We start from the raw sequence: 15,134 nt of genomic DNA, 5'->3' as shown, positions 1-15,134 counted from the left end.
AATGCAGGCGCCGGTCAACGTGCCGCGCCATGCGCCGTTCCGGCCCGAGCCGCGTGCGGATCCCGGCGGCCCCGTCGCGATGGCGTCCCGCCCCGTCGCCGCCGGCCCGGACCGCCCCATATGGAGGCCCATGACAGCCCTCGATCCGCTCCTGAAGACCCTCGACGGCCTCGCCGCGGCCGACGACCCCGCCGCCGTCGAGCAGGCGGACCGCGCCATCTGGGATTACCTCTCTGGCGTCGACGGGATCACGGCCCAGGCCCGGGCCGTCGACGCGCTGGCCGAAGCGCTCGACGCGTGGCCGGTGAATGCCTCGCTGAGCCCGGCGATCCGGGACGTGGTGGCGCGCCATCGCGCCCGGCTCGCCGAACCCTCGGCCTGAGGGGCCGCTTGGCCGGTTCCTCCGGCCCGCGACGCGCCGGAGGTTCGGGACGCGGCTCTCCGGCCCCGGCCAAGACCGGGACGGTGCTTCGGAAAATATGCCTTCGACTAGGTTTTTATAGTTGACAGCGGGACGCTCGTCCTGTACAAAACAAGAACACTCCAGAAGTGTGACGAGACGGCGGGCGCCATGTCGGGGATCGGCCGGTACCCGCCAGACCGCGTCGCCGCCGCCGAGGCGCTGGTGCGCGGCACACAGCGCAGCCTCAAGGCGCTCGCGGGCGAGATCGGAGTCGCGCCGCTCACCCTGCGGCGCTGGAACCGCGTGTTCGGCTGGCGCGAGACGGGCGGGGCCAAGCCGCGGACGGCCTGGACCCCGGAGCGCGTCGCCAGCCTCGGCCGCCTCCACCACAACCCGACGATCGACCCGCGCGACCTCGAAGCGGTGCTCTCCCCGAGCCGGGGGGCCGCCCGCGGCCTGCTCCGCTCCCACGGGCTGAGCGCGCGCCGACGCGCCGCCGCGGGCCGGACGATCCGGCGCGAGGCGGACGGGTTCGCCGGCCCGGCCCTGCGGGCGGCGCTCCACGCCCAGGTCGCCCGCCAGATCGTGCGGTTCGACGCGGCGCTCCGCGAGGAGGCGGCCCTGCCCGATTCCGCGCGGGTGCTGCGCGACCTCGGCGGCCTGAAGCGCCTCCTCGACGACCTCGACGCGGCGCCGCCGCAGCGTGACGGAGACGGGCATGCCGAGCGCCGAGCGGACCCAGAGACCGGCGAGCCGGCCGCCGACGGGGCCGGACCGCCCCTCGACCTGCCCGCCCTGCGCGCGGAGATCGCGCGCCGCTATGCGGCGTTCGCTGGCGAGCGGGCGGATGCCGGCCTTCCTGGAGAGTCTGCCGCCCCATCTCCTGCTGGCCCTGGCCCGTGACTGGCTGCACCTCGCCCGCGCCGACCAGCTGCCCCCTTGCGGGCCCGGTTCCGGGCGCTGGACCACCTGGGCGGTGATCGGCGGCCGCGGCTGCGGCAAGACCCGGACCGGCGCCGAGTGGGTGAGCGCCCTCGGCGACCCGGCCTTCACGGAGGAGCCGGTCGGCCGCATCGCCCTCGTCGGCGAGACCTTCGCGGATGTGCGCGACGTGATGATCGAGGGGCCCTCCGGCCTCCTCGGGCTGCCCCACCGGGGTGCCCGGCCGCGCTGGTCGCCCTCGCGGCGCCGGGTCGAGTGGCCGAACGGCGCGGTGGCGACCGCCTTCTCGGCCGAGGAGCCGGACTCGCTCCGCGGCCCGCAATTCGGGGCCGCGTGGTCGGACGAGGTCGCGAAGTGGCGCCATCCGGAGGCCGCCTACGACATGCTGCAATTCGGCCTGCGCCTGGGGCGGTCTCCGCGCGGGCTGGTGACGACGACGCCGCGGCCGATCCCGCTGATCCGGCGGCTGCTCTCCGACCCGCGCACGGTGGTGGCCCGCGCCCGGACCGTCGACAACGCCGACAACCTCGCGCCCGCCTTCCTGGCGGAGGTGGTCGGCCGCTATTCCGGCACCCGCCTCGGCCGCCAGGAACTCGACGGCGAGCTGATCGAGGACCGGGCGGACGCGCTCTGGACCCGGCAGGGTCTGGAGGCGGCGCGCGTCGCCGCCGCGCCCGGGGCGCTGGCGCGGATCGTGGTGGCGGTCGATCCGCCGGCCTCCTCGCGAGCGGGGCCGATGCCTGCGGGATCGTGGCGGCCGGCGCCCTCGGGCAGAATGCCTACGTGCTCGCCGACGCGACCCTGGCGCGGGCCGCGCCGCAGGCCTGGGCCTCGGCGGCGCTCGCCCTCTACCACCGGCTGCAGGCCGACGCCCTCGTCGTCGAGGTGAACCAGGGCGGCGAGATGGCCGAGGCGGTGCTGCGCGAGGTCGACCGGAGCGTGCCGGTGACGACGGTGCGGGCGAGCCGGGGCAAGTATCTGCGGGCCGAGCCCGTCTCGGTGCTCTACGCGAAAGGACGCGTCCGCCATGTCGGCGCGCTGCCGGCGCTGGAGGACGAGATGTGCGATTTCGGCCCCGACGGCCTCTCCACCGGCGCCTCGCCGGACCGCCTCGACGCCCTCGTCTGGGCGCTGACCCACCTGCTGCTTCGGGGGGCGCCGGAACCGCGCATCCGGCGGCTGTAGGCCGAGCGCCGACCACTGGCAGGCAGCCACCTCTCCCGTTCGGGAGAGGTCGAGTCGGCGTGCGCCGACCGGGTGAGGGATGCGACGCATCCGGAGCGGTCGCACCCCTCACCCCAACCCTCTCCCGGACGGGAGAGGGGGCCCGCGGCGTCTCTCGACAAGGATCCTCCATGCCGAACCTCATCACCCGGCTGGCGCGTGCCGCGGGATTCGTGCCGGCCGTGAAGGCCGCGCCCCTCTCGGGGCCGACCTTCGCCCTCTATGGAGACGGGCGCGCCGTCTGGACGGCGCGGGAGGGCACCGCGCTCGTCCGCGAAGGTTTTCAGCGCAACGCGGTGGTGCACCGGGCGGTGCGGCTCGTCGCCGAGGCGGCGGCCGCCCTGCCGCTGATCCTCACGGGGCCGAGCGCCGAGGCCGCGCGCCCGCTGACCGCGCTCCTCGCCCGCCCGAACCCCCGCCAGGGCGGGGCGCGGCTCCTCGAAGCGCTCTACGGGCACCTGATCGTCTCGGGCAACGCGTATCTCGAAGCCGTCAGCCTCGACGGGCGCCCCCGCGAGATCCACGTGCTGCGGCCCGACCGGATGCGGGTGGTGCCGGGCCCCGACGGCTGGCCCGCCTCCTACGCCTACGACGTCGGCGGCCGATGCCTGCACTACGACCAGGCCGGCGCGGGCGTGCCGCCGATCCTGCACCTGACCCAGTTCCACCCCTCGACGACCATTACGGCCTCTCCCCGATGGAGGCTGCGGCGGTGGCCCTCGACATCCACAACGCGGCCGGCGCCTGGAACAAGGCGCTGCTCGACAACGCGGCGCGCCCCTCCGGCGCCCTCGTCTTCGGCGGCCCCGGCGGCACCCTGAGCGAGGCGCAGTTCCACCGGCTCAAGGGCGAGCTCGAGGCGAATTACCAGGGCGCTGGCAATGCCGGGCGCCCCCTCCTCCTCGAAGGGGGCTCGACTGGAAGCCCCTCGCCCTCTCGCCGAAGGACATGGATTTCGTGGAGGCGAAGGCGGGCGCGGCCCGCGAGATCGCGCTGGCCTTCGGCGTGCCGCCGCTCCTCCTCGGCCTGCCCGGCGACAACACCCACGCCAATTACGCCGAGGCCAACCGCGCCTTCTACCGCCAGACCGTGATCCCGCTGGTGCGCCGCACCGCCGAGAGCCTCGCCCACTGGCTGGAGCCCGCCTTCGGCCCGGCGAGCCTGGAGCCCGACCTCGACGCGATCGAGGCGCTGGCGCCCGAGCGCGAATCCCTCTGGCGCCGGGTGCAGGCGGCGGATTTCCTCACCCCCGACGAGAAGCGCGAGGCGGTGGGCTACGGCCCGGGCGCCTGAGACGACACCGACGGCGCGACCGGCTCCCTCTCCCGTTCGGGAGAGGTGATCGGCCGTCGCTCAGGCGCGATCCGTCAGCGCGAAATCCTCGCCCTTGTCGAGAAGGCGGGCCCCGTATGCCCGGACGCAGGAATAGGCATAGCAATCGCCCATGTTGAGCCGGGCCGGGTGGCGGCCCTTGCCGAAGCGCGCGAAGGCCTCGACCGCCAGCGCGTGCTCGGCCTCGGATTTCGTCACGCCGACCGTGCGGGCGAGCTCTGCCACCAGCTCGGCCGTCGCGTCGTCCTTGATGGTGAGCGGCACGGATGCCTCCGGGATATCCCTTGTTGGAGATGGATATCCCTCGGCGCTGACTCAGCCCAGCCTTGGCGCCGTCACGTCGCGCCGCGCGCCCCTTCCTCGCGAGGTACCCTGATGGATGGCCATTTTGCCGGCTATGCCAGCCTGTTCGGCGTGCCCGATCTCGGGCGCGACGTGGTGGCGGCGGGCGCCTTCGCGGAGACGCTCCGCGCCCGCGGACCGGCGGGCGTGCGCATGCTCTGGCAGCACGATCCGGCCGAGCCGATCGGGCGCTGGATCGCCCTCGCCGAGGATGCGCGCGGCCTGCGCGTCGAGGGCCGTCTCAACCTCGCCGTGCAGCGGGCCCGCGAGATCGACGCGCTGATGCGGGAGGGCGCGGTCGACGGGCTCTCGATCGGCTTCCGCACCGTGCGGTCCGCGCCCGACCGGGCGGGCTACCGGCACCTGCGGGCGCTCGACCTCTGGGAGATCTCCCTCGTCACCTTCCCGCTGCAGCCCGGCGCCCGCATCGCCGGGAGCGACGCCGGCTCCCTCGTCGCCGAGATCCGCTCGCTCGCCCGGCAGCTCGCGCCGCCGCGGCGAGCCCCGAGCCTCCAGGCCCGCTCCCATCCCCGCCCCGCGATCCGGCTGCGGCCGGCCATGCGGGCCTGATCCCCTCTCACAACCGCGAGACGCCTCATGACCCGCACCGACACGATCGAGACCAAGACCGGCCCCGCCCTGGAGAACAAGGCGGGCGCCGGCGAGACCAAGGCGGCGCTCGCCGACCTCGCCACCGCCTTCGAGGCCTTCAAGGCGACGAACGACACCCGCCTGGCCGAGATCGACCGGCGCCTCTCGACCGACGTGGTCACCGAGGAGAAGCTCGCCCGCATCGACGCGGCCCTCGATGCCGCCCGCACCCGCCTCGACCGGATCAGCCTGGAGCGTGCCCGGCCGCCGCTGGCCGGCGCCGAGGCCGCGGCGCGGGACGGGATCGGGGCCGAGCACAAGGCGGCCTTCGACCTCTACGTGCGGGCCGGCGAGAGCGCCGGGCTGAAGCGGCTGGAGGAGAAGGCGCTCTCGGCGGGCTCGGGCCCCGACGGCGGCTACCTCGTGCCGCCGGCGATCGAGCGCGAGGTGCTGCGCCGGCTCGCCGCCCTCTCGCCGATCCGGGCGCTCGCCACCGTGCGCACCATCTCGGCCGGCCAGTACAAGCGGGCGATGTCGGTGACCGCGGCCGCGGCCGGCTGGGTCGCCGAGACCGCGGCGCGCCCGCAGACCGACGCCCCGACCCTGTCCGAGCTGAGCTTCCCGGCCATGGAGCTCTACGCCATGCCGGCCGCGACCCAGACGCTCCTCGACGATGCGGTGGTCGACATCGACGCCTGGCTCGCCGACGAGGTCGAGACCGCCTTCGCCGAGCAGGAGGGCACCGCCTTCGTCACGGGCAACGGGGTGAGCCGCCCGAAGGGCTTCCTCACCGCCGACACGGTGGCCAACGGCGCCTGGGTGCCGGGCAAGATCGGCTTCGTCCCGACCGGGGTCTCGGCGGGCTTCCCGGCCTCGACCCCCTCCGACGTGCTGTTCGACCTCGTCTACGGCCTGCGTGCCGCCTACCGCCAGAACGGCACCTTCGTGATGAACCGGCGCGTGCAGAGCACGATCCGCAAGTTCAAGGACGCGGACGGCAACTACCTCTGGCAGCCGCCGCTGGCCGCGGGCGCGGCCGCCACCCTCCTCGGCTTCCCCGTGGCGGAGGCGGAGGCCATGCCCGACATCGCCGCAGGCAGCCTCTCCCTCGCCTTCGGCGATTTTCGCCGCGGCTACCTCGTGGTCGACCGCGCCGGCCTGCGGATGCTGCGCGACCCCTATTCCGCCAAGCCCTACGTCCTGTTCTACACGACGAAGCGCGTCGGCGGCGGCGTGCAGGACCACGAGGCGATCAAGCTCCTGCGCTTCGCCTGAGGATGGACCGCGGGGGCGCCGCACGCCGCGCCCCCGCACGGGACACTATCCGCATCGCTTGAGTTGTCAAAACTTGTCTCTATCCCGTCACAATCCCTTGTTTTGATAACCTCAGGTGAATTTTTTTGGGAACACTTCCTTTCCCTCGCTCTTGATCGGGCCTTACATGCCGCATCTTGAGCAAGGGATTGGGCAGGTATGAACCTGGACGGGGCCAAGAACGCCAAGGCCGAGATCTTCGAGAAGGTGTTCAGGTTCGAGGAGACGCCCGTGGCGTTCTCGCCCGGCGTCTCGCAGGGCTCGTTCCTGCCCCGTCTCGGCAGCGAGATCGACAGCCGCATCCGGGAGGGACGTCTCAAGCGCCGGCTCGATCCCGTCGACATGATCGCGGTGGGTTTCGCGGTCGATCCGCGGCGCGAGCACCAGGTGAGCCTCGCCCTGCTTCTTCAGAGCAGGACGCTCCTGCATCATCCGATCGTCGAGGAGGCGGTCCGGCGCGTCGGCGATGCCGAGATGCGCCTGATCGTGACCGGTCCGGTCAGCCCGCGATCCGTGGCGAATGGCGGCCGCTGCCGCCCCCTCCGGATCGGGGCCTCCATCGGTCACGTGAACGTGACGGCGGGGAGCCTGGGCTGCTTCGCGACCTGCCGCAAGGAAGGAACCCTCGGCTTCCTCTCGAACAATCACGTGCTGGCCGATTCCAACAACGCGCAGGCCGGCGACCTCATCGTCCAGCCCGGTGTCGAGGACGGCGCCGATTGCGGGGATCCGGCCACGCATGTCGCGCGCCTGCACCGCTACCACCCGATCGACTTCAGGCCCGGGGCGACGAACTACGTGGATTGCGCCTTCGCCGAGCTGATCGCGGATGTCGAGCACGAGCCGGACCGGATCGGATTTCCCGCCGGCAGCCTGTCCGATTGCGTGCTGGGCGAGCCCGAAGACCTCGTCATCGACCAGATGCCCGTGATGAAGGTCGGACGGACGACGGGCCACACGCGCGGCTCGGTGACGGTCGTGAGCATCGACAACGTGACCACGGGCTATCCCGGGTACCGCTTCGCACGTTTCGACAGGCAGGTTGCCATCCGCGGCGCGACGGGCCCATTCTCCGCGCGCGGGGACAGCGGCGCCCTCGTCGTCACGCAGGACGGGCGCCCGATCGCGCTCCTCTACTCGGGCACCTCACATGGCATCACTTATGCGAACCCGATCCAGGCCGTTCTCGATACGTTAAGCGTTGATATTCAGACTCGTCCCTGAGGGATGCTGAGCATGGTTGACCAGCGCGAGCATTTGCGGGCTTCGAAGTCAGCGGCTTTGGCGGCCAAGGACGCCTTCGTCTCCCGATATGCGAGCGGGCGCGACGACCGCGCGGTCGGGATCGGCCTCAGCAGAAGCGGCAACGCCTGGGCCGTGAAGGTCATGGTCCACACGCAAGCGGCGGCCCAGGAGTTGCCCCGCCGGTTCCGTGATTTCGAGGTCGATGTCGAGATCGTCGGGCTCGCGGAAGCGCTCTGAGGCCACCCGGGCGGGCCACCCGGGCGCCGAGCCGCTCCGGGCGCGCTACCGCCGCCGGCCGGGCCGGGCCATCCAGTCGGTGCGGGCGGGGGCCCGGGCGGCCGCCTCGCCCGCCTGCACCTGGGAGAGTTCGGAGGCGCGGGCGCTGATCCAGCTCGCGTGCTCGCCGAGGGGCGTCACGGCCGTGAAGCCGCCGCAGGCGGTGCGGTGGCGGGTGTTCTGCTGCATGGCGCCGCTCGACCAGCTCACCACGCCGACGAACTGGTAGCCGCCGGGGCCGCCCCGCAGGATCGGGCCGCCGGAATCGCCGAGGCAGGCGCCCGCCCCCACCGTCTCGGCGAAGCGCCGCCGGTCCGTCACCACCGTGACGCGGTTGGCGACCTGCAGCGAGCCGATCGAGACGAGATGCGCCTGGCGGAGCGTGCGCGCGGTGTTGCGGCGGTTCTCCGCCACCACGCCGAACCCCGCGATGTCGACCGCGTCGCCCTTGGCGATCGAGCCGGCGCCGCGCGGGTCGAGGGGCTGGAAGTCCGGCCCCAGCGGCTGCGCCAGCTTGATCATGGCGAGGTCGACGCCGGGCTGGTCCTCCGGCGTCGTGCCGGGCACGAAATCCGGGTGCATCGAGGCCGCCAGGGCGGAGATGCGGCGCTGACGGAAATTGCGGTCGACGACGACGACGCTGTAGCCGGCCCGGTGCATCACGCAATGGGCGGCGGTCAGCACGAGGTCGGGCGCGATCAGGGTTCCCGAGCAGATCTCGCCCTGCGTGCTCTCGATCCGCACCACCGAGGCGCGCAGCCCGTTCGGGTCCCGCGAGACCTCGCCCTGGATCACGGCCTGCGCCGGCAACGCCCCGAGGGGGCTCAGCGCCAGCGCGGCGCCGAGGACGGCCTTGCGGAAGGGGATCGCGAACATCGTGTCTCTCTCGCGCAAGCCGGGTCCAAGTCGGGGCAGTCGTTCGAGGCAGTCGAACGGAGCGTAGCGTAAGGCAATGGGCCGGCCAAGCTCCGGTTCCCTCCGGCCGCATCACGGAGCGGTCGGGCCGGCACGCGGATGCTCCACAGGGTGGAGTGCTGAGACGCATTGCGGCACTGAGTGAGAACTTCGGTGAGAACCTCGCGCGAGGCCATGGGACGCGCGAGCGCGGGTCCTTCGCCCTCTCACTCCCAGACCGCCCTGCGCCCCCAGCCCTGCAGGGTGCGGTCGAGCCAGTCCCGCTGCGGGCCGACGAGAACGCCCTGCGAGATCGCGCCGCAGGGCCCGCCCCCGACCCAGGCCGTGACCGCGACGACCGCGCCGTCCCCGCGCGCGATCGGCCCGCCGGAATCGCCCTGGCAGGCGCCGGACGGGCCGGCGGCGGGCTTCAGCCAGACCAGGATACGGCTCGGGCCGTAGGGCTCGACCACGGGCAGGCTCGCGCTGCGGAAGGTGCCCGTCGTGCGCGCCGCGCCGGGGCGCGCGACGCCGTAGCCCGACAGGACGAGGCTCTCGCCGGCCCGCGGCCCGTCCGCGGCGAGGCGGGCGGGCGCGAAGCGGGCGGGCAGCGGGGTCGCCGTGCGCAGGAGCGCGAGGTCGATCGAGCGGCGGCGCCCGGCGATGGCGCCGGCATCGTAGCCCGGATGCAGCGCCCGGCCCGCGAGCTCGACCAGGACCGGCTCCGCGCCCTCCCGGTAATGCACCCGGTGCTCGGCCCGGCCGGCCGCGCAATGGGCCGCCGTCAGGACCGTGTCGGGGGCGAGCACCACGGCGCTGCAGACGCCCCCGTCCGAGGACAGGACCATGACGCTGCCGGAGGCCGCCTCGGGCGCCTCGCGGCCCCCGACCACCGCCCCCGCCGGCCCGGCGAGCGACCCGAGGGCGAGCGCGACTGCGAACCCGCCGAGGCGAGCCCCGACACGCAAGCCCCCCGCGCGCCGCCCGATCGGCCGCGCCCGGCCGGAGATGGAATCCATGAGCCCTGTCCTCCCGACGCCTCCGATACGGCTCGACGGCCCCGCCGTCGAGCCAGTGAGCCTCGCCGAGATGCGGCTCGACTTGCGCCTCGATGCCGACGACACGGCTGAGGACGGGCTCGTCGCCGCCCTCGTGACGGCCGCCCGCGCGCGGATCGAGGCGGAGACCCGGCGCGTCCTCGTGCCGGGCCGCTTCCGCCTCGCCGTCTCAGCCTGGCCGGCGGCCGGAACGCTGCCGCTGCCGCTCGGCCCCGTCGTCGAGCTTCAGGCCGCGAGCCTGATCGCCCGCGACGGCACCGCGACGGCGCTGCCGGTCGGGCTCCTTCGCCTCGGGCCGGACCTCGCCGAGGCGCCGGCCCTCCTCGTCGAGGGCATTCCGCCGCCGCTCATGGGCCGGACCCTCGCGATCGAGCTTCAGGCCGGCCACGGCGGGGTCGGGCCGCCGGTGCCGCCGCCGATCCTGCTCGCGATCCGCCGCCTCGCGGCGCTCTGGTTCGAGCATCGCGGGGACGAGCCGGCCGCCGGCCTGCCGCCGGACGTCGCCGCCCTCGCCGCGCCCTTCCGCCGCCTGACCCTCTGACCGCGAGATCCCGCCATGATGCGCTCCTCCCCGCGGCCCGCCCTCGGGGCGCGGCGCCGCCGTTTCGTGCTCGAACGCGTGGTGGAGGATCCGGATGGATTCGGCGGAATGCTCCGCCGCTTCGTCCCAGGCCCGGTCCTGTGGGGGTCGATCGAGCCCGTGGCCGAGGCGGAGCGCACGCGCCTGCGGGGCGGGCGCGCCGACGCGGTCGCCACCCACCGCATCATCCTGCGGGCGCGGAGCGGCCTCGCCCCCGCGATGCGGCTCTCCGCCGGCCCGCGCCGCTTCGTGATCCGCAGCCTCGCGCCCGCCGGGCCGCCGGGCCGCGACCTCGTCTGCCGCGTCGAGGAGGTTCCGGAGGAGACGCCGTGAGCGCGAGCCCCCTCCTCGCCCTCAGGGCGGCGATCCTGGCGCGGCTCTCCACCGACGCGACGCTCATCGGCCTGATGGGCGGGCGCCTGCGCCTCCACGACGAGCCGCCGCGGGGCGCCGCGCCCGTCTACGCGATGTTCGGCGATGCCGAGATCCGCGACGCCTCCGTCGACGGGGCGGCGCGCCACGCCCACAGCCACGCCCTCGTCGTCTTCGCCAAGCCCGGCTCCGCCCGCACCGGCCTCGACGCCGCCGCGCGCATCGCCGCGCTCTTGAGCGAGGGCGGCCTCGCCCCCGCGGGCCACGCCCTCGTGACCTGCCGGGTCGCGGCGCTGAGGGCCACGCGCGACGAGGCGAGCGGCGAGGCGCGCTGCACCCTCACCCTCGAGGCCGTCACCGAGACGGCCTGACCCCGCGCGACTGGAGCCCCCGATGACCGCCCAGAAAGGCAAGGACCTCCTCATCAAGGCCGGCAACGGCAGCGGCGGCTTCGTCGCCGTGGCGGGCCTGCGCGCCCGCCAGATCGCCTTCAACGCGGAGGCCGTCGACGTCACGAACGCGGATTCGGCCGGGCGCTGGCGGGAATTGCTCGCCGGGGCGGGCGTGCGCCGCGCCGCGATTTCGGGCGCGGGCGTGTTCCGCGACGAGGCCTCGGACCTGCGCCTGCGCCAGATCTTCTTCGACGGTCTGATCGAGACCTTCCAGGTCGTGGTGCCCTCCTTCGGCATCCTGGAAGGGCCCTTCCAAGTCGCGGCGCTGGAGTATCGCGGCGACCACGCGGGCGAGGTGACCTTCGACATGGCGCTGGAATCGGCCGGCGCCCTCGGCTTCACGGCGATCTGAGCATGGGCAACCGGATGGCCAACCGCCGCCGCGGCGAGGTGCCCCTCGACCTCGGTGGCGAGCGCCTCACCCTCTGCCTCACCCTCGGGGCGCTCGCCGAACTGGAGACGGCGCTCGGCGCACCCGACCTCGCGGGCCTCGCCGAGCGCTTCGCGGGCGGGCGCCTCGCCGCCCGCGACCTGATCGCGCTCCTCGGCGCGGCGCTGCGCGGGGGCGGCCACGACATCGACGATGCGGGCGTCGCCAGGCTGCCGCTGGCGGGCGGCATCGAGGCGGTCACCGGCGCGCTCGGCGAGGCCCTCGCCGCCGCCTTCGGGGAGCCCGCACCGGACCCCTCGCCGGACCCCTCGCCGGACCCTTGCCCGCCACGGGAGGCCGAGAGCCGGGAGACATCCCCGCCTTTCCGTGGGATTCCGCGCTGACGCTCGGGCTCCACGCCCTGCGCTGGCGCCCGCAGGACGTCTGGGCCGCCACGCCGCGGGAGCTGGCGCTGGCGGCCGGCGCCGCGCGCCGGCCCGAGGCGGCGGGCCGCGCCGACCTCGCGCGCCTCTTGGAGGCGTTTCCGGACGGGGCGTGAGGCAGTCCGCGTCCCGGCGCCGCCTCACCTCTCCCGTTCGGGAGAGGTCGCGTGCGCGTCGGCGCACCGGGTGAGGGATCAGGTCATTCCGGACAGGTCGCACCCCTCACCCTGTCCCTCTCCCGGACGGGAGAGGGGACCCGCGCTCGATCATCCAAGGACGCAGGCCGCGCTCACGACGGAGCCCCCATGACCGAGACCGACCTCGACCGCGCCAACGCGGCCCGCGTGAAGCAGCTCGACACCCTCGACCGGCTCGCCCAGAAATTCGGGCAGAGCCTCTCGACCGCGCTCGCCCGCAATCTCGGGACGGGGCGCCAGCTCGACAGCCTGCTCGGTTCACTCGCCTCGAAGCTCGCCGGCCTCGCCGTCAAGGCGGCGCTGAACCCGGTCAAGCAGGGCATCACCAGCCTCGTGAACGGGCTCCTCGGCACGCCCTCCCTCGGCGGCGAGGCGGCCTTCGCCCGCGGCGGCGTCATCGCCGCGGGCCGGGTGCGGCCCTTCGCGGCCGGCGGTGTCGTGGCCGCGCCCACCTATTTCCCGATGCGCGACGGCACCGGCCTGATGGGCGAGGCGGGGCCTGAAGCGATCCTGCCGCTGAGGCGCGGCAGCGACGGGCGCCTCGGCGTCGCGGCCGGGGCGGACCGGCGCCCCGTCTCGATCACCGTCCACATCGCGACCCCCGACGTGGCGGCCTTCCGGCGCTCCGAGGCGCAGGTCGCCGCCCAGCTCGCCCGCGCCGTCGCCCGCGGGCGCCGCGCGCTGTGACCGCCCCGCCGCCCGGGGCTCACGCCGCCAACCGGAGCTCCCGATGCCAGCCGATTTCCACGAGGTGCGCTTTCCCCTCGACGTGTCGTTGCGCGGCAGCGGCGGCCCGAGCCGGCTCACCGAGATCGTGACGCTGGCCTCGGGGCGGGAGCACCGCAACAGCCGCTGGGCGGATTCGCGGCGCCGCTACGACGCGGGCTTCGGCATCCGCACCCTCGACGCGCTGCACGCCGTCGTGAGCTTCTTCGAGGAGCGGCGCGGGCGGCTCTACGGCTTCCGCTATCGCGACCGGGTCGATTTCCGCTCCGGACCGCCGGGCCGGGCGATCGCACCGACCGACCAGCCCCTCGGCACCGGGGATGGGACCACCCGCGTCTTCGCGCTGGCCAAGACCTACGGCGGCGGGCCCCTGCCCTATCGGCGCCCGATCGCCAAGCCCGTCGCCGAGACGGTGCGGGTGGCGGTGGCCGGAATCGAGGTGGCGCAGGCGACGTTCGCCTGCGACGCCACGACCGGCCTCGTCACCTTCGCGAGCGGGGCCACGCCCCCTTCCGGCGCCCTCGTCACCGCGGGCTTCGCGTTCGACGTGCCCGTCCGCTTCGACACCGACGACCTCACGGTCAACCTCGAAGCCTTCACGGCGGGCGAGATCCCGAAGGTGCCCCTCGTCGAGATCGTGCCCTGACCGGAGGTTCCGATGCGCGACCTGCCCCCCGGGCTCGCGGCCCGCCTCGCCTCGGGCGCGACCACGCTCTGCCATTGCTGGTCGCTGACGCGCCGCGACGGCCTGCGCCTCGGCTTCACCGACCACGACCGCGACCTCACCCTCGGCGGGCTCGTCCACGCCGCCCGCACCGGCCTCGCGGCGGCGGAGGCCAGCGCCGAGCTTGGCTTCGCCGTCTCGGGCGGGGACGTCGCGGGCGCGCTCACCGCGCTCGGCCTCACCGAGGCCGACATCGCGGCCGGCCTCTACGACGGGGCCAGCGTCGAGACCTGGCTCGTCGACTGGGCGGAGCCGGAGGCGCGGCTCCTCCTCGATGTCGGCAGCCTCGGCGAGATCCGCCGGGCGGGCGATGCCTTCGTGGCCGAGCTCCGCAGCCTGATGGAGCGGCTCGACGCCGAGCGCGGCCGCAGCTTCCGCGCCACCTGCGACGCCGAACTCGGCGACGCGCGCTGTGCCGTCGACCTCGCCCCCGTCCGGACGACCGGCCGCGTGCTCGGCGAGCCGGAGCGGGGCAGCCTCGCGGTGAGCCTCGCCGGCCGCTTCGCGCAGGCGCATTTTTCCGGCGGCCGCCTCGCCTGGACGGGAGGCGCCAATGCGGGACTCTCCGCCGACATCCGGGCGCATGTCGCGGGGCGTGACGGGGTGCGCCTGGATCTGCGGGAGGCCCCGCCCGCGCCGTCGCGCCGGGCGACGCCTTCACGCTGGTTCCGGGCTGCGACAAGCGCCTCGCGACCTGCGCCGGGCGCTACCGGAACGCCGCGAATTTCCGCGGCTTCCCGCACCTGCCGGGCAACGATTTCGTGCTGCGCCAGGCGTCCGGCGGGGCCGGCGGCCCGGTGCTCGACGGCGGCAGCCTGTTCCGCGCCGGCTGAGGGAGGAAGACGCATGAATCTGGCGGACAGCGTGGTCGAGGCCGCGCGGGGCTGGATCGGCACGCCCTACCGGCATCAGACCTCCCTCAAGGGGGTTGCCTGCGACTGCCTCGGCCTCGTGCGCGGCGTCTGGCGCGACTGCCTCGGCCCGAGCCCGAGGCGGCCCCGCCCTACGCGGCTTCCTGGGCGGAATCGGCCGTCCCCGGCACCGACCCGCTGGCGGAGGCCGCCGCCCGCCACCTCGTCCCGGTGGCGGCCGGCGAAGGCTATGAGCCCGCCCCCGGCGACGTCCTGCTCTTCGCCTTCCGCGCCCACCTGCCGGCCCGCCACTGCGCCATCGCCACGGGCATGGGCTCCATGATCCACGCCCATGACGGGGCGGCGGTGGCGGAGGTGGCCCTCACCGGCTGGTGGCGCCGCCACCTCGCCCACGCCTTCCGGTTCCCGGAGGCGGCCGAGACTCAGCCCTGCGGGGAGACCGTCAGCCGCACGCCGAGCACGTCCATCACCTTGCGCACCGTCTCGTAGCGGACCTTCGAGCCGGGCGTCAGCGCCTTGTAGAGGCTCTCGCGCCCGAGCCCGGCCTCGCGGGCGATCTGGGTCATGCCGCGCGCCTTGGCGACGTCGCCGAGGGCCGCGACGAACAGATCCGGGTCGGGATCCTCGAGAGCCGCCGCGAGGTATTCCGCGATGCTCTCCTCGCTGTCGAGGAACTCGGACGCGTCGAACGGGGTGAAGCGCGCTGGGGTCGATGTCATGGGAAGCTCCGATCGAGATCGACGGCCATCGCCTTGGCCTTGAGGATCTCGCGGGACG

General features: G+C 74.5%; 18 protein-coding genes and 4 pseudogenes. 18 read left to right on the top strand and 4 right to left on the bottom strand.

Annotation, left to right across the window (positions count from 1 at the left end; all coding sequences use genetic code 11):
• The first annotated feature begins 130 nt into the window (after positions 1-130).
• From DK389_RS12700 to DK389_RS12685, 4 genes and pseudogenes are all read left to right on the top strand, one after another.
• Positions 131-382, top strand: a complete 252-nt coding sequence (locus DK389_RS12700) for a hypothetical protein (RefSeq protein WP_162560627.1) — start codon at positions 131-133, stop codon at positions 380-382.
• Between the two features lie 189 nt (positions 383-571).
• Positions 572-1,306 (top strand): hypothetical protein, encoded by a 735-nt coding sequence (locus tag DK389_RS12695; RefSeq protein ID WP_109890031.1) that lies wholly within the window; start codon positions 572-574, stop codon positions 1,304-1,306.
• A pseudogene (locus DK389_RS12690) lies at positions 1,224-2,530 on the top strand (DNA-packaging protein). The gene DK389_RS12695 and the pseudogene DK389_RS12690 overlap by 83 nt, the downstream one beginning before the upstream one ends.
• Before the next feature lie 170 nt (positions 2,531-2,700).
• Positions 2,701-3,862 (top strand): annotated as a pseudogene (locus DK389_RS12685) (phage portal protein).
• Positions 3,863-3,922: 60 nt separating this feature from the next.
• Here the strand turns inward: DK389_RS12685 and DK389_RS33410 are convergent.
• A complete protein-coding gene (locus DK389_RS33410) occupies positions 3,923-4,165 on the bottom strand; it encodes a type II toxin-antitoxin system VapB family antitoxin (RefSeq protein WP_194075198.1) in 243 nt (80 codons plus the stop codon).
• Between the two features lie 111 nt (positions 4,166-4,276).
• Between DK389_RS33410 and DK389_RS12675 the strand changes: the two genes are divergently transcribed.
• From DK389_RS12675 to DK389_RS12660, 4 genes are all read left to right on the top strand, one after another.
• Entirely contained in the window at positions 4,277-4,813 is a 537-nt protein-coding gene (locus tag DK389_RS12675; RefSeq protein ID WP_109890029.1) for an HK97 family phage prohead protease, read from the top strand.
• A gap of 27 nt (positions 4,814-4,840) precedes the next feature.
• Positions 4,841-6,109, top strand: coding sequence for a phage major capsid protein (locus DK389_RS12670; RefSeq protein ID WP_109890027.1), 1,269 nt, complete (start codon positions 4,841-4,843; stop codon positions 6,107-6,109).
• Between the two features lie 198 nt (positions 6,110-6,307).
• Positions 6,308-7,372, top strand: a complete 1,065-nt coding sequence (locus tag DK389_RS12665) for a chymotrypsin family serine protease (RefSeq protein WP_109890025.1) — start codon at positions 6,308-6,310, stop codon at positions 7,370-7,372.
• A gap of 12 nt (positions 7,373-7,384) precedes the next feature.
• The gene (locus DK389_RS12660; protein ID WP_162560626.1) at positions 7,385-7,630 is read left to right on the top strand and encodes a hypothetical protein; all 246 of its coding nucleotides are present in this window, start codon (positions 7,385-7,387) and stop codon (positions 7,628-7,630) included.
• 45 nt (positions 7,631-7,675) lie between these two features.
• Here the strand turns inward: DK389_RS12660 and DK389_RS12655 are convergent, their stop codons facing one another.
• Together DK389_RS12655 and DK389_RS12650 are read right to left on the bottom strand one after the other, a co-directional pair.
• Complete coding sequence (locus DK389_RS12655; protein ID WP_109890021.1) at positions 7,676-8,545, bottom strand: S1 family peptidase; 870 nt, start codon at positions 8,543-8,545, stop codon at positions 7,676-7,678.
• Between the two features lie 245 nt (positions 8,546-8,790).
• A complete protein-coding gene (locus tag DK389_RS12650) occupies positions 8,791-9,582 on the bottom strand; it encodes a S1 family peptidase (protein ID WP_109890019.1) in 792 nt (263 codons plus the stop codon).
• Here DK389_RS12650 and DK389_RS12645 point away from each other — a divergent pair.
• The 10 genes and pseudogenes from DK389_RS12645 to DK389_RS12600 all read left to right on the top strand — a co-directional run bounded on the left by DK389_RS12645 (position 9,581) and on the right by DK389_RS12600 (position 14,846).
• Positions 9,581-10,162 carry a head-tail connector protein gene (locus DK389_RS12645; RefSeq protein WP_109890017.1) on the top strand — a complete coding sequence of 194 codons (582 nt, stop codon included), beginning with the start codon at positions 9,581-9,583 and terminating at the stop codon, positions 10,160-10,162. The genes DK389_RS12650 and DK389_RS12645 overlap by 2 nt on opposite strands.
• A 15-nt stretch (positions 10,163-10,177) precedes the next feature.
• Positions 10,178-10,534 (top strand): head-tail adaptor protein, encoded by a 357-nt coding sequence (locus tag DK389_RS12640; RefSeq protein ID WP_109890015.1) that lies wholly within the window; start codon positions 10,178-10,180, stop codon positions 10,532-10,534.
• Complete coding sequence (gp17, locus tag DK389_RS12635; protein WP_109890014.1) at positions 10,531-10,944, top strand: tail completion protein gp17; 414 nt, start codon at positions 10,531-10,533, stop codon at positions 10,942-10,944. Before DK389_RS12640 ends, gp17 begins: the two co-directional genes overlap by 4 nt.
• A 22-nt stretch (positions 10,945-10,966) precedes the next feature.
• On the top strand, positions 10,967-11,377 hold the full coding sequence (locus tag DK389_RS12630) for a phage major tail protein, TP901-1 family (protein ID WP_109890012.1): 411 nt from the start codon (positions 10,967-10,969) through the stop codon (positions 11,375-11,377).
• 14 nt (positions 11,378-11,391) lie between these two features.
• The gene (locus DK389_RS12625) at positions 11,392-11,799 is read left to right on the top strand and encodes a gene transfer agent family protein (protein ID WP_109896339.1); all 408 of its coding nucleotides are present in this window, start codon (positions 11,392-11,394) and stop codon (positions 11,797-11,799) included.
• Positions 11,736-11,954 carry a phage tail assembly chaperone gene (locus DK389_RS12620; protein ID WP_109890010.1) on the top strand — a complete coding sequence of 73 codons (219 nt, stop codon included), beginning with the start codon at positions 11,736-11,738 and terminating at the stop codon, positions 11,952-11,954. The genes DK389_RS12625 and DK389_RS12620 overlap by 64 nt, the downstream gene beginning before the upstream one ends.
• 189 nt (positions 11,955-12,143) lie before the next feature.
• A complete protein-coding gene (locus DK389_RS12615) occupies positions 12,144-12,722 on the top strand; it encodes a phage tail tape measure protein (protein ID WP_109890008.1) in 579 nt (192 codons plus the stop codon).
• Positions 12,723-12,765: 43 nt separating this feature from the next.
• On the top strand, positions 12,766-13,407 hold the full coding sequence (locus tag DK389_RS12610; RefSeq protein ID WP_109890006.1) for a DUF2460 domain-containing protein: 642 nt from the start codon (positions 12,766-12,768) through the stop codon (positions 13,405-13,407).
• 12 nt (positions 13,408-13,419) lie between these two features.
• Positions 13,420-14,318, top strand: a pseudogene (locus tag DK389_RS12605) (DUF2163 domain-containing protein).
• A 13-nt stretch (positions 14,319-14,331) separates the two neighbouring features.
• A pseudogene (locus tag DK389_RS12600) lies at positions 14,332-14,846 on the top strand (NlpC/P60 family protein).
• Here DK389_RS12600 and DK389_RS12595 read toward each other — a convergent pair.
• Positions 14,780-15,076 (bottom strand): addiction module antidote protein, encoded by a 297-nt coding sequence (locus DK389_RS12595; RefSeq protein ID WP_109890004.1) that lies wholly within the window; start codon positions 15,074-15,076, stop codon positions 14,780-14,782. The pseudogene DK389_RS12600 and the gene DK389_RS12595 sit on opposite strands and share 67 nt — an antisense overlap.
• Between the last annotated feature and the right edge of the window lie 58 nt (positions 15,077-15,134).

Origin of the sequence: Methylobacterium durans, from assembly GCF_003173715.1 — a bacterium.
In the GTDB taxonomy this organism is placed as follows: domain Bacteria; phylum Pseudomonadota; class Alphaproteobacteria; order Rhizobiales; family Beijerinckiaceae; genus Methylobacterium; species Methylobacterium durans.
This window is presented reverse-complemented; position numbering and strand designations above follow the sequence as displayed.